The organism is Aeromicrobium sp. Root236 (assembly GCF_001428805.1).
Taxonomy (GTDB): Bacteria; Actinomycetota; Actinomycetes; order Propionibacteriales; family Nocardioidaceae; genus Aeromicrobium.
Genome location: NZ_LMIS01000001.1, coordinates 2,321,955 through 2,334,236, shown reverse-complemented (window position 1 = coordinate 2,334,236; position 12,282 = coordinate 2,321,955). Strand labels below are relative to the sequence as shown.

The following is a 12,282-nucleotide window of genomic DNA, read 5'->3' as shown; positions in this document are numbered from 1 at the left end:
GTTAGACGGGATCTGCATGATCCGGTGCCGCCGGGTCGAGACCCTTCTCCTCGGCAGCCTTGACCGCGTGGCCGCCGAACTGCTGACGCATCGCGGCGACGGCCTGCATCGCCGGCGACTCGTCCTGGCGAGAGGTGAAGCGCGCGAACAGCGACGCGGCGATCGTGTGCATCGGGACGGCGTTGTCGATCGCGGCCTCGACGGTCCAGCGGCCCTCGCCGGAGTCCTCGGCGTAGCCGCGCACCTTGGACAGGCCGGGATCCTCCTCGAGCGCCTTGACCAGGAGGTCGAGCAGCCAGGAGCGTACGACGGTGCCTTCGCGCCACGAGTCGAAGACCTCGGTGACGTTGTCGACCATGTCGACCTTCTCGAGCAGCTCGAACCCCTCGGCGTAGGCCTGCATCATGGCGTACTCGATGCCGTTGTGGACCATCTTGGAGAAGTGGCCGGCGCCCACGCGGCCGGCGTGGACGAAGCCGGACTCGCCCTCGGGCTTGAGCGCGTCGAACGCGGGCTGCACCTTGGCGATGTCCTCGGCGGTGCCGCCGGCCATCAGCGCGTAGCCGTTGTCGAGTCCCCACACGCCACCGCTGACACCGCAGTCGACGTAGCCGATGCCCTTGTCGGCAGCCAGCGCCGCGTGCTTCTCGTCGTCGGTCCAGCGCGAGTTGCCGCCGTCGACGATGACGTCGCCCTTGCCGAGGAGGTCGATGAGCTGCTCGACGGTCGACCGGGTGATGTCGCCGGCCGGGACCATGACCCACACGACCTTGGGCGACGGCAGCTGCTCGACGAGCTCCTCGAGGGACGCCACGTCGGACACGTCGGGGTTGCGGTCGTAGCCGACGACGGTGACACCGCCGTTGCGCATGCGGGTGCGCATGTTGCCACCCATCTTGCCGAGTCCGACGAGTCCGATGTCCATGTGCGAGATCCCTCCGAGAGTCAGTTCTGCAGGCGTACGGGCATGATCAGGTAGCGGAACGCGACGTCAGGGTCGGCCCCGATCTCCTGGACACCCGAGATGGCTGCGGGCTTGGTGTGTTGCGTGAACGACAGGTGCACGACCGGGTCCGACATGACGGCGAGCCCTTCGAGCAGGTAGGTCGGGTTGAAGCCGATCGAGATGTCGGCGCCCTCGATCGTGGCCTCGATCGACTCCGACGCCTGGGCCTCGTCGCCGCTGCCGGCCTCGAGCAGCAGCTGTCCGTCGGAGAACGTCAGGCGTACGGGCGTGTTGCGCTCGGCGACCAGCGCTACGCGCTTGACCGAGTCGACGAATGCCTGGGTCTCGACGTAGGCGACGGTCTCGGCCTGCGCCTGGAACAGCTGGCGTACGCGCGGGAAGTCGCCCTCGAGCAGGCGGGTCGTGGTGCGGCGGGTGCCGTTGCCGACCGTGCCTTCGAAGCCGATCAGGCCGTCGCCGGACTCACCCGACGACACCGCGATCGTGACGTCGCCGCCGGAGGTCAGCGACCGGGCGGTCTCGTTGAGGACGCGCGCCGGCACCAGGGCCTGGGCCGAGAGATCGCTGGCCTCGGGATACCACTCGAGATCGCGGAGGCTCGCGCGGAACCGGTCGGTCGCCATGAGCGAGATCGTGGAGCCCTCGAGCTCGAGGCGTACGCCCGTCAGCAGGGGCAGCATCTCGTCGCGGCCGGCGGCGGCGCTGGCCTGGGAGACGGCCGTGGCGAAGTCGTCGGCCTTGATCGTGCCGGACGCCGTGGGCATCTCGGGCAGCTGCGGGTACTCCTCGACCGGCATGGTCTGCAGGCTGAACCGGGCGTTGCCGCAGATGACCTGGACCTTGGTGCCGTCGAGCGAGATGTCGACGGGCTTGGCGGGCAGCGCTTTGACGATCTCGGAGAGCAGCCGTCCGGAGACGAGGGCGCGGCCGTCGGCGTTGACCTCGGCGGGCAACGTCGCTCGCGTCGAGGTCTCGTAGTCGAACCCCGACAGGGTGAGGCCGTCCGCGGCGGTCTCGATGAGCAGGCCGGCCAGCACGGGAACACTGGGACGGTTGGGCAGGCTGCGGGCTGTCCAGGCAACGGCGTCGGCAAGGGTGTCGCGGTCGATGCGGAATTTCACGTGATGGGGCCTTTCCGAGGACGGGAGCCGTCGGGATGAATCCTGCCACGGTATCCGTGACCGGAGGTATTCAGGGGAAGCGGGAAAGATGTCATCCACACACAGCTCGCGACATGACTTCCGCTGGGGTTGCTGAGATAAAGAAGAGTAGTAGTCGTAGTAGCGTCTGTGGATTCGGTGGACAACCCGGATTCGGGCTGCAAGGGCGGTGTGGCGGCCGGTGGACAACCTGTGTCCGGCCGAACCGTGAAACTACACAAAGCTGTGGATGTCGGTTCTGCGTTCACACGGTGTTCACACGGCGACGGATGATGTCCACGTGACTCGTGGGTTTTCCCACAGTGTCTTCCCCAGGTGTGAATGGTCCCGATGGGCCATTCACACGTCATGACTGGCGGGCTTGCTGCTTGATGCGCGCCGTCAGCTCGGTGACCTGGTTGTAGACGGCGTGCTTCTCTGCCATGAGCTTGCGGATCTTGCGGTCGGCGTGCATGACGGTGGTGTGGTCGCGGTTGCCGAACTCCTGGCCGATCTTGGGCAGCGACATGTCGGTCAGCTCGCGGCAGAGGTACATCGCGATCTGGCGGGCGAGCACCAGGTTGCGGCTCCGGTTGGTGCTGCAGAGGTCGTCGATCGAGAACTCGGAGTAGGCCGCGGTCTGGGCCATGATCATGCCGACCGTGATGTCCGGCTCCTCACCTTCGGCGATGAGGTCCTTGAGCACGATCTGCGCGAGCTGGAGGTCGACCGTCGTGCCGTTGAGGTTGGCGAACGCCGTGGCGCGGATCAAGGCACCTTCGAGCTCGCGGATGTTGGTCTGCACCTTGCTCGCGATGAACTCGAGCACGTCGGCCGGCGCGGTGAGCTTCTCGTTGGCGGCCTTCTTGCGGAGGATCGCGATACGCGTCTCGAGGTCGGGCGGCTGGACGTCGGTCGTCAGGCCCCACTCGAACCGGTTGCGCAACCGGTCCTCGAGCGTCGTCAGGTTCTTGGGCGGCCGGTCCGACGTCATCACGATCTGCTTGTTCTCGTTGTGCAGGGCGTTGAACGTGTGGAAGAACTCGGTCTGCGTCGACTCCTTGCCCTCCAAGAACTGGATGTCGTCGACCAGGAGCACGTCGATCTCGCGGTACTTGCGCTTGAGCGCAGCGGTGCGGTTCTCGCGGATCGCGTTGATGACGTCGTTGGTGAACTCCTCGCTGTTGACGTAGCGCACACGCGAGGAGGGATAGAGGTTGAGGACGTAGTGGCCGATCGCGTGCAGCAGGTGGGTCTTGCCGAGGCCGGACTCACCGTGGATCACGAGCGGGTTGTACGCCTTGCCGGGTGCCTCGGCGACGGCCACGGCGGCGGCGTGGGCGAAGCGGTTGGACGAGCCGATCACGAAGTTCTCGAAGAGGTAGCGCGGATTGAGCCGGGCCTCGGCGACGCTGCCGATGCGGGGTGGCGTCGTCTTGCGCTCGGCCCAGGTCGGCACGAACTCGTCCTGGTCGTCGTCGTCCTCGTCGTCGAGGTCGTTGTCCTGCCCGTACACATTGGGCTGGTTTGTCGATAAATCGTCTTGTCGACTCTGGTTGTTGTCAAGCAGTGTGGGCTCGATCGTCACGACGAGCCGGGTCTCCTGCTGGAGCGTCGTGCTGATCGCGTGCTCGAGGGCCGGCCGGACGCGGGACTCGAGCTGTGCGCGCGTGAGGTCGTCCTGGACCGCGACGATCATGATGTTGTTGTGGAGCGTCAGGGGCTTGGCGGAGTAGACCCACACCTTCGCGCCCGGGGACAACGTGTCGACGGCACCTTGCCAGACTCGGTTGAGATGCTCTTCCGGGCTGGTTTCCTGGCCGTCGTTCATCCAATGCCTCCCGACACGTCCACATGGTTTTCCACATGGTGTGAATGCGAACTCGAGAGTTGAGGTTGCCTTGTGGAAAAACTCGATACCGCGGTGACGCTAGCAGCCATGAGGGGTGCTTACAAGCGGAATTCCCCAGCTCGTCCCCAGCGTTCGGCGTGTCGTGTGGACGAGGGGACGTTCGGGGCGTAAGGGGATCAGTTTGACCGGGGTCCGGGGCGCCCGTACCGTTGTCTAGTCGTCCTAGAACGACTTCCGCCGCATGCCCACGACAACCGCAGTTCTCGGTCGTGGGCGAGCGGTGGCCGTCGACCGGCCCAGACTGAGATCCGTGAGGAACACATCGTGAGCAAGCGTACTTTCCAGCCGAACAACCGTCGTCGTGCCAAGAAGCACGGCTTCCGCCTCCGCATGCGCACCCGCGCCGGCCGCGCGATCCTCGCGGACCGTCGCCGCAAGGGCCGCGCCAAGCTGTCTGCCTGAGCCGTTGCTCGCGCGCGTCCAACGCATGCGCAGCGGGGATGACTTCCGGCACACGATCCGTCGTGGAGCCAAAGGCGTACAACCAACCCTCGTCACCCATGTCGTTCCGGGAACCGGCGGACCCACGTCCGTCGGTTTCGTCGTGAGCAAGGCCGTCGGATCAGCGGTTGACCGCAACCGGGTCAAGCGGCAGCTCCGGCACCTGATGCGTGACCGGATCGACCGGCTTCCTGACGGGAGCAGGGTCGTCGTGCGCGCGCTCCCCGCAGCGCATGGCGTACGTTCTGCCACCCTCGCTGAGCACCTGGACGCCGCGCTGGCGCGGGCCGGTGCCCGATGAAGTACCCACTGATCTGGTTGTTGAAGGCGTATCGCTTCGCCATCAGCCCACTCTATGGTCAGGTCTGCCGCTACCACCCCACGTGCTCGGCCTACGCTCTGCAGGCTGTTGAGACGCATGGTGCGGTGCGCGGCACCTGGCTCGCCGGACGTCGTGTCCTGCGCTGCCACCCTTGGAGCGCCGGAGGCTACGACCCGGTGCCACAGTCACACAGAGGAGAACAATGTTCGGCTTCCTAGGCGACATCGGATCGGCGATCATGACGCCGCTCTACTACGCGGTGTCGGGGATCCTGCTGGTCTGGCACAAGATCTTCTCGACGGTGCTGCCCGACAACAGCGGCTGGACGTGGGGCCTGTCGATCGTCGGCCTGACGATCACGATCCGTACGCTCCTGATCCCACTGTTCGTCAAGCAGATCAAGTCGAGCCGCAACATGCAGTTGCTCCAGCCGCAGATCAAGGCGCTCCAGCAGAAGTACAAGCACGACCGTGAGCGCTTGACGCAGGAGCAGATGAAGCTGTGGAAGGAGACGGGCACCAACCCGTTCGCCTCCTGCCTGCCGCTGATCCTGCAGATGCCGATCTTCTTCGCGCTGTTCCGGGTGATCGACCACGCGGCCAAGTACGAAGGCATCGCCAAGGACGGCGAGTTCCACAAGGGGTTCATGAACTCCGAGAACGCGACTTCGCTGCACAACGCCGTGCTCCTCGGTGCCCGCATCGCCGACACGTTCGTGAGCTCGGATGCTGCCGAGACCAAGATCCTCACGATGTCGCTGGTCGTCATCATGTGCATCACGCAGTTCACGACGCAGCGCCAGCTGATGTCCAAGAACATGCCGGCCGATGCCATGACGGGTCAGTACGCGCAGCAGCAGAAGCTGCTCCTCTACATCCTCCCGATCGTGTTCGCGGTCGGCGGTGTGGCGTTCCCCCTCGGCGTCCTCTTCTACTGGACCACGTCGAACTTCTGGACCATGGGCCAGCAGTTCTGGGTCATCCGCAACAACCCAGCGCCCGGCACTCCCGCGTTCAAGGCCAAGCAGGAGCGCGACGCCAAGCACGGCAAGACCGTTGCGCCAGATCCCCTCAAGCCGGTCGAGGAGGAGGCGCCCAAGCCCCCGCCGCGGCAGCAGCCCAAGAACCAGGCGCGTAGCCAGCGGAAGAAGAAGCCGCCGGCGCCGCCCAAGCGCAAGCCCGACATCACGAGCAAGAACGACACGGACAAGGACGGCACCAAGTGAGTGAGCTGGCCAAGAAGCTGGAGAAGGAAGGCGACATCGCCGCGGACTTCCTCGAAGGGCTGCTGGACATCGCTGACCTCGATGGCGACATCGACATGGACGTCGACGGCGACCGCGCTGCGGTGGAGATCGTCGGCGGCAACCTCGACCACCTGGTGGGTCGCGAGGGCGAGGTCCTCGACGCTCTGCAGGAGCTGACCCGCCTGGCCGTCTATCGCGAGACGGGTGAACGCAGCCGGCTCATGCTCGACGTCGCGGGCTTCCGCGCCGCGCGCCGCACCGAGCTGGTCGCCATCGCCGGGGCCGCGATCGAGAAGGTGCAGGCCGGCGAGGCGTCGGTCGCGCTCGACCCCATGACGCCGTTCGAGCGCAAGGTCGTCCACGACGCCGTTGCCGGCGCCGGGCTCACGAGCTCGTCCGAGGGCACCGAGCCGCACCGCTACGTCGTCGTGCACACCGCGGCCGAATAGGTGCGCCGATGACAGGGTCCGCATCCGATCCCGGCGGCGCCGACCGCCTGGATGTTTCACGTGAAACACCCCCGTCGCACGCGGCGGGGGTGTTCGCTTCCCGGCTCCCCATGGCCGAGCAGTACGCCCACCTGTTGGCGACGGACGGCGTGGTCAAGGGTCTGATCGGCCCTCGGGAGGTCCCCCGCATCTGGGACCGGCACATCATGAACTCAGCTGTGGTGGTGCCGCGGGTGCCCGAGGGCGCCACCGTGGCCGACATCGGGACCGGCGCGGGACTGCCTGGTCTGGTGTGGGCGATCGCCCGGCCGGACCTGTCGGTGACGTTGGTCGAGCCCTTGCTGCGCCGCACCCGCTTCCTGGACGACGTCGTCGCCGAGCTCGGCCTGGACAACGTGACGGTGCTGCGGGCCCGTGCCGAGGAGGTCGGCGAGACGTACGACGTCGTCACGGCTCGTGCAGTGGCCGCACTCGACAAGCTCGGCCGCTGGTGCCTGCCGCTCGTACGCAAGGGTGGCGTGCTGCTGGCGCTGAAGGGTCGTACGGCGCAGGAGGAAGTCACGGCCGCAACCGCGACCCTTCACCGGCTCGGTGCGACGACTATCGTGGTGGCGACGTACGCGAACGGCGACGTGCCGACGACTGTCGTGGAGGTCAGCAAGTGAGCATCCCGCCGTACGCACATCGACATGTTTCACGTGAAACCAACCCTTGGGAGACGGCATGAGTGGGACGACACCACCCCCGCCGGGCCCGGCCACCGCATCCAACTACCGGGTGCCGGTGCCCTCGCACGACGACTCGACGCCACTGGCCTCTGAGGTCGCCGAACACATCGCCCTCGTCCAGCGGGCGTCGGCCACTCCTCGGTTCGAACCACCGGCGGAGACCCGGGTGTTCGTGGTCGCCAACCAGAAGGGCGGGGTCGGCAAGACGACGACCACGGTCAACGTCGCCGCAGCACTGGCGATCAAGGGCCTGCGTGTCCTGGTGATCGACCTCGACCCGCAGGGCAACGCCTCGACCGCGCTCAACGTGCCGCACGCCGAGGGCACGCCGGGCGTCTACGAGGCCATCGTCGACGGTACGGACCTCGACGAGCTCATCAAGCCCTGCCCCGACATCGAGGGTCTGACGGTGCTGCCCGCATCGATCGACCTGGCCGGCGCCGAGATCGAGCTGGTCTCCCTCGTCGCCCGCGAGTCGCGGCTCGACCGGGCGCTGCAGTCGTACCTGAGTGACTGCGCCGACGCGGGCGACCGCATCGACTACGTGCTGATCGACTGCCCGCCGTCGCTCGGCCTGCTGACGGTCAACGCAATGGTGGCCGGTCGTGAGGTGCTGATCCCCATCCAGTGCGAGTACTACGCACTGGAGGGCCTCGGCCAGCTCGTCCGCAACATCGAGCTGATCCGGTCGCACCTCAACCCCAAGCTCGAGATCTCGACGATCCTCCTGACGATGTACGACGCGCGAACCCGACTCTCGGCAGGTGTCGCCGAGGAGGTCCGGACGCACTTCAACGACAAGGTCCTCAGGACCGCGATTCCCCGTTCGGTGCGGATCTCGGAGGCACCGAGCTATCAGCAGTCGGTCATCACGTACGACGGCTCGTCGTCCGGCGCGCTGTCCTATCTCGAGGCCGCGCGCGAGATCGCGATCGCCGGCCGTCAGGAGGCGAAGGCATGAGTGAGCGCAGCGAACGAATCAACAAGGCTGGGTTCATGACGTCACCTCCGTATCGTGGGCTTCTCTTGGAGGTGAGGTCATGAGCACACGACGTGGACTGGGTCGGGGACTCGAGTCGCTGATCCCGTCGAGCCCGGCGGAGGCTGCGGCATCGGGACTGCAGGAGATCGAAGGCGCCCGGTTCGCCGAGATCCCGCTGGACCAGATCGTCGCCAACCCGCGGCAGCCGCGTCACGTCTTCGACGAGGACCACATGGCCGAGCTCGTCCACTCCATCAAGGAGGTCGGACTGCTCCAGCCCATCGTGGTGCGCGAGGTCGCCAAGGACCGCTACGAGCTCATCATGGGGGAGCGGCGTTGGCGGGCCAGTGGCAAGGCCGGACTCGAGACCATCGGCGCGATCGTCCGGGACACGTCGGACGAGGACCTGCTGCGCGACGCCCTGCTGGAGAACCTGCACCGGTCCAACCTCAACCCGTTGGAGGAGGCGGCTGCCTACCAGCAGCTGCTCGAGGACTTCGGCTGTACGCACGACGAGCTGGCCGAGCGCATCGGCCGGTCGCGTCCCCAGATCAGCAACACCCTCCGGCTGCTCAAGCTGTCGCCCGCGGTCCAGCGGCGGGTGGCTGCCGGGGTCCTCTCGGCGGGCCATGCACGAGCGCTCGTCAGCGTCGCCAACCCCGAGATCCAGGACCGGCTCGCGACCCGCGTCGTGGCCGAGGGGCTGTCGGTGCGAGCCCTCGAGGAGATCGTCACAGTCGGCCCGGAGAGCGCCAAGCGGCCGGCCGTACGACAGTCACCGAAGATGTCGGCGCCACGTCTGGCCGACCTGGCGGCGCGGCTGTCGGAGCGGTACGACACCCGGGTCAAGGTCGACCTCGGCCGGTCCAAGGGCAAGGTCACCGTCGAGTTCGCGACGCTCGAGGACCTGGAACGGATCGTGGACCTGATGGATCCGAAGAAGAGCTAAAGCAACAAGTCGATAAATCTACAAAGCAATAAGAAGCCCCGGTGAGTTCATCACCGGGGCTTCTTGTGTGGGAGCAGTCGCCGACTAGCTGGCGTGCTCCTCGAGCTCACTCAGGATCGCGCTCTTGGGGCGCACGCCCACGATCGAGCGGACGACCTCACCCTTGTAGTAGAGGTTCATGGTCGGCAGCCCGGTGACCCGGTACTGCGCCGGTGTGACGGGGTTGGCGTCGGCGTCCATCTTGACGATCGTCAGCTTCTCGCCCTTCTCCTTGGCGATCTCCTCGAGGATCGGAGCGAGCTGGCGGCACGGGCCACACCAGCTGGCCCAGAAGTCGACGAGCACCGGGCCGTCGGCCTTGAGGACCTTCTCGTCGAAGTCGGCGTCGGTGACGGCGGTGATGTCTGCCATGGGTTTCTCCTTCAGGTCTGTGGTGGGTTCAACGTCAGCGGGCGGTGGTTATTCCACCAGGGCAGCAGCCGGGGCGGGGGCGCCGGCGTGCTCGATGTCGGCGAGGTAGCGCTCGGCGTCGAGGGAGGCGGCGCAGCCGGTGCCGGCAGCCGTGATGGCCTGCCGGTAGGTGTGGTCGACGAGGTCACCCGCGGCGAAGACGCCGGGCAGGTTGGTCGCGGTGGAGCCGGGCTGCACCAGGACGTAGCCCTCGTCGTCGAGCTCGACCTGGCCCTTGAGCAGCTCCGAGCGGGGGTCGTGGCCGATCGCGATGAACAGGCCGGTCGCGTCGATGCGACGCAGCTCGCCGGTGACCGTGTCGCGCAGCGTGATGCCCTCGAGCTTGTCCTCGCCGTGGATCTCGGCGACCTCGGCGTTCCACTCGAACGCGATCTTGTCGTTGGCGAAGGCACGGTCCTGCATGATCTTGGAGCCACGCAGCTGGTCGCGGCGGTGGACCATCGTGACCTTGGACGCGAAGCGGGTCAGGAACGTCGCCTCCTCGAGCGCGGAGTCGCCACCGCCGACGACGACGATGTTCTGCTCGCGGAAGAAGAAGCCGTCGCACGTCGCGCACCAGGACACACCGTGGCCCGAGAGCCGGTCCTCGCCCTCGACCTCGAGCTTGCGGTAGCCCGAACCCATGGCCAGTACGACGGCGCGGGCCTGGTAGGTCGTGCCGTCGGCCAGCGAGACGGTCTTGATGTCGCCGGCCAGGTCGACCGAGGTGACGTCGTCGCTGATGAGCTCGGCGCCGAACCGCTCGGCCTGGGCGCGCAGCTTGTCCATCAGGTCAGGGCCCATGATGCCGTCGGGGAAGCCCGGGAAGTTCTCGACGTCGGTGGTGTTCATCAACGCGCCACCGGCGGTGACCGAGCCTTCGAAGACCAGGGGCTCGAGGTTGGCGCGCGCGGCGTAGACGGCCGCGGTGTAGCCGGAGGGGCCCGAACCGATGATGATGAGATTGCGGACTGAGTCGCTCATGAAAAGCCTTCTGATCGTGGTACGGGTATCAACGAATACTAGGTGTTGTGCATTCCCGTGATCGACACCGTCCCGGCGCGTCAGGAGCGCCCGCGGACGACGACCTCACGGATCTCGCCCCGGAACTCACCGTCACCGACTTCCGGCAGTGACCGCAGCCACACGACGAGGTAGCGGGTGACGACGCCGGACTCCAACGACACGCTCGCATCCGCACCCGCGTCGTTGACCGCGGCGACGCGCTGCAGGCCGCGCAGCTTCGACGGCACTCGGGTCGTGCTGGGCGAGGACGCGAGGATCGAGAAGCTCGTCGGCTGGCCGTTGAGCTGGAGCCGCACCGAGTCGACCTCGCGCGGACCGCCGAGGTCGAGCACGATGCCCACGCCGTCCTTGAGCCCCCCGAGGTCAGCCGAACCGAAGTACTTCGAGGTCTGCCAGCCGGTCGAGAGCTTGTCGTCGATCGCGAGGCGGGCCTCCTTGGGGTTCTCGCTGGAGTCGTCACCCTGGGGATCGAAGTCGCCGGCCCTCTGGATCGGCAGGACGCGCAGCGGGCTGTCGCGCTGGATGGGATCGGCCTTGTCACCGTTGGAGGACCGCCCGACGAGGAACGCCAGGATCGTGACGAGCAGGAGGGCGCCGATCACGCCGAGCAGCACGAGGCCCCGATCGCCCTTGGCCGCGCGCTTGGCCCGCTGCTTGCCCCGCTCGAGCGTCGTGGGCGGGGCCGGCTCGTATGCCTTGGGGCGGCGGCGAGGCGGCTCGAGCCCCGGCGGGGGCCCACCCGGCACGATCACCGGGTCGAGACGCAGGAGATCGGGTGACGACATGCTGGCGAGGCTCGGCTGGTCGTCGTGGAGGTCGTCGTCCTCGCCCGACAGCCGGAGCGTACGAGCGATGTCGGCCGCCTTGCGCAACGGCGTGGCGTGGTTGCGGGGCGGGGTGCCGAGGATGCGGTCACAGGTCGTGTCGACGTCACGCGAGACGCCGGCGCGTACCTGACGGGGGCGCAGCAGCCGCCCGTGCTCGGTCGGCGCCGCGTTGAGGCCGTCGACGTGGGCGCCGGGCCAGCGGCTCGTCAGGCAGGCGTAGAGCAACTTGCCGAGCGCCTGGACGTCGAGCTGCTCATAGCCCTGAAGGTCCTCGAGCGAGTCCTGCCGGCCGACAGGTGAGAGCGCAGTGGTGACGCCGAGGCCCACGATGCGTACGGCACCGGACTGCTTGAGCAGCACCTGGTGCGGCGTGAGGCGGCGGTGATAGACGCCGTGCTCATGGGCGTTGGCCAGGGCCTCGGCCACCTCGGCGACGACCGTGGCGGCGCGGCGGTTGGGCAGCGGCGACTGGGCGAGGAGCTGGTCGAGGGGGAAGGCGCGCGCCCACTCGCGCACCACGAGGTGGTGGTGCTGCTCCTCCTGGATCAGGTCGAGGACGCGGAGGAAGCGGGGATCGGTGACCGAGGTCGACTCACGGGCCGCCTGCAGGAAGTGGTCAGCCCGCGGATCGGCGCTCGACAGCATCTCGATGCCGACGTTGCGGTTGAGCACCTTGTCGTGCGCGCGCCACGTCGTGGACCCGAGCTTCTCGTTGACGAGGTCCTGGAGTTCGTAGCGGTGCGCGAGCACATCACCGGAGGCCAGCAGCCGCCTCTCGCTCATCAACACCCCTCTATGGACTGATTTCCATGCTAGTCCGTGAGGCGAGGCGAGACAGGTGAAT

14 protein-coding genes are annotated in these 12,282 nt (G+C 67.3%); 8 read left to right on the top strand and 6 right to left on the bottom strand.

Annotation, left to right across the window (positions count from 1 at the left end; all coding sequences use genetic code 11):
• Nucleotide 1: 1 nt before the first annotated feature.
• The 3 genes from gnd to dnaA form a co-directional block, all read right to left on the bottom strand.
• Nucleotides 2-949, bottom strand: coding sequence for a phosphogluconate dehydrogenase (NAD(+)-dependent, decarboxylating) (gene gnd, locus ASE12_RS11700; RefSeq protein ID WP_369797249.1), 948 nt, complete (start codon nucleotides 947-949; stop codon nucleotides 2-4).
• Entirely contained in the window at nucleotides 946-2,088 is a 1,143-nt protein-coding gene (gene dnaN / locus ASE12_RS11695; protein ID WP_056400602.1) for a DNA polymerase III subunit beta, read from the bottom strand. Before dnaN ends, gnd begins: the two co-directional genes overlap by 4 nt.
• 385 nt (nucleotides 2,089-2,473) lie before the next feature.
• On the bottom strand, nucleotides 2,474-3,937 hold the full coding sequence (gene dnaA, locus ASE12_RS11690) for a chromosomal replication initiator protein DnaA (RefSeq protein ID WP_056400600.1): 1,464 nt from the start codon (nucleotides 3,935-3,937) through the stop codon (nucleotides 2,474-2,476).
• Between the two features lie 345 nt (nucleotides 3,938-4,282).
• On the opposite strand from dnaA, the gene rpmH reads away from it, so the two are divergent.
• From rpmH to ASE12_RS11655, 8 genes are all read left to right on the top strand, one after another.
• The gene (rpmH, locus tag ASE12_RS11685; protein WP_056210619.1) at nucleotides 4,283-4,420 is read left to right on the top strand and encodes a 50S ribosomal protein L34; all 138 of its coding nucleotides are present in this window, start codon (nucleotides 4,283-4,285) and stop codon (nucleotides 4,418-4,420) included.
• 4 nt (nucleotides 4,421-4,424) lie between these two features.
• A complete protein-coding gene (gene rnpA, locus ASE12_RS11680; RefSeq protein ID WP_082582222.1) occupies nucleotides 4,425-4,760 on the top strand; it encodes a ribonuclease P protein component in 336 nt (111 codons plus the stop codon).
• Entirely contained in the window at nucleotides 4,757-4,999 is a 243-nt protein-coding gene (yidD, locus tag ASE12_RS19765) for a membrane protein insertion efficiency factor YidD (RefSeq protein ID WP_082530509.1), read from the top strand. Before rnpA ends, yidD begins: the two co-directional genes overlap by 4 nt.
• Nucleotides 4,984-6,006, top strand: coding sequence for a membrane protein insertase YidC (gene yidC / locus ASE12_RS11675; RefSeq protein ID WP_082582221.1), 1,023 nt, complete (start codon nucleotides 4,984-4,986; stop codon nucleotides 6,004-6,006). The genes yidD and yidC overlap by 16 nt, the downstream gene beginning before the upstream one ends.
• Nucleotides 6,003-6,476, top strand: a complete 474-nt coding sequence (locus ASE12_RS11670) for a R3H domain-containing nucleic acid-binding protein (RefSeq protein WP_056400596.1) — start codon at nucleotides 6,003-6,005, stop codon at nucleotides 6,474-6,476. Before yidC ends, ASE12_RS11670 begins: the two co-directional genes overlap by 4 nt.
• A 110-nt stretch (nucleotides 6,477-6,586) precedes the next feature.
• Nucleotides 6,587-7,141 carry a 16S rRNA (guanine(527)-N(7))-methyltransferase RsmG gene (gene rsmG / locus ASE12_RS11665; protein ID WP_235508897.1) on the top strand — a complete coding sequence of 185 codons (555 nt, stop codon included), beginning with the start codon at nucleotides 6,587-6,589 and terminating at the stop codon, nucleotides 7,139-7,141.
• Between the two features lie 58 nt (nucleotides 7,142-7,199).
• Nucleotides 7,200-8,165 (top strand): ParA family protein, encoded by a 966-nt coding sequence (locus tag ASE12_RS11660; RefSeq protein ID WP_082582219.1) that lies wholly within the window; start codon nucleotides 7,200-7,202, stop codon nucleotides 8,163-8,165.
• A gap of 79 nt (nucleotides 8,166-8,244) precedes the next feature.
• Nucleotides 8,245-9,135, top strand: a complete 891-nt coding sequence (locus tag ASE12_RS11655; RefSeq protein WP_056400588.1) for a ParB/RepB/Spo0J family partition protein — start codon at nucleotides 8,245-8,247, stop codon at nucleotides 9,133-9,135.
• Between the two features lie 84 nt (nucleotides 9,136-9,219).
• On the opposite strand, the gene trxA is transcribed toward ASE12_RS11655, so the two are convergent.
• The 3 genes from trxA to ASE12_RS11640 form a co-directional block, all read right to left on the bottom strand.
• Nucleotides 9,220-9,546, bottom strand: a complete 327-nt coding sequence (gene trxA / locus ASE12_RS11650; protein ID WP_056210625.1) for a thioredoxin — start codon at nucleotides 9,544-9,546, stop codon at nucleotides 9,220-9,222.
• Nucleotides 9,547-9,594: 48 nt separating this feature from the next.
• On the bottom strand, nucleotides 9,595-10,569 hold the full coding sequence (gene trxB, locus ASE12_RS11645; RefSeq protein ID WP_056400585.1) for a thioredoxin-disulfide reductase: 975 nt from the start codon (nucleotides 10,567-10,569) through the stop codon (nucleotides 9,595-9,597).
• An 80-nt stretch (nucleotides 10,570-10,649) separates the two neighbouring features.
• Entirely contained in the window at nucleotides 10,650-12,221 is a 1,572-nt protein-coding gene (locus tag ASE12_RS11640; RefSeq protein ID WP_056400582.1) for a protein kinase family protein, read from the bottom strand.
• Nucleotides 12,222-12,282: the final 61 nt, after the last annotated feature.

Coding starts and splice junctions, on each gene's coding strand:
- rsmG (WP_235508897.1), top strand. CDS start 6,587: ATGGCCGAGCAGTACGCCCACCTGTTGGCGACGGACGGCGTGGTCAAG.
- ASE12_RS11660 (WP_082582219.1), top strand. CDS start 7,200: ATGAGTGGGACGACACCACCCCCGCCGGGCCCGGCCACCGCATCCAAC.
- ASE12_RS11640 (WP_056400582.1), bottom strand. CDS start 12,221: ATGAGCGAGAGGCGGCTGCTGGCCTCCGGTGATGTGCTCGCGCACCGC.
- yidC (WP_082582221.1), top strand. CDS start 4,984: ATGTTCGGCTTCCTAGGCGACATCGGATCGGCGATCATGACGCCGCTC.
- trxB (WP_056400585.1), bottom strand. CDS start 10,569: ATGAGCGACTCAGTCCGCAATCTCATCATCATCGGTTCGGGCCCCTCC.
- ASE12_RS11655 (WP_056400588.1), top strand. CDS start 8,245: ATGAGCACACGACGTGGACTGGGTCGGGGACTCGAGTCGCTGATCCCG.
- trxA (WP_056210625.1), bottom strand. CDS start 9,546: ATGGCAGACATCACCGCCGTCACCGACGCCGACTTCGACGAGAAGGTC.
- yidD (WP_082530509.1), top strand. CDS start 4,757: ATGAAGTACCCACTGATCTGGTTGTTGAAGGCGTATCGCTTCGCCATC.
- dnaA (WP_056400600.1), bottom strand. CDS start 3,937: ATGAACGACGGCCAGGAAACCAGCCCGGAAGAGCATCTCAACCGAGTC.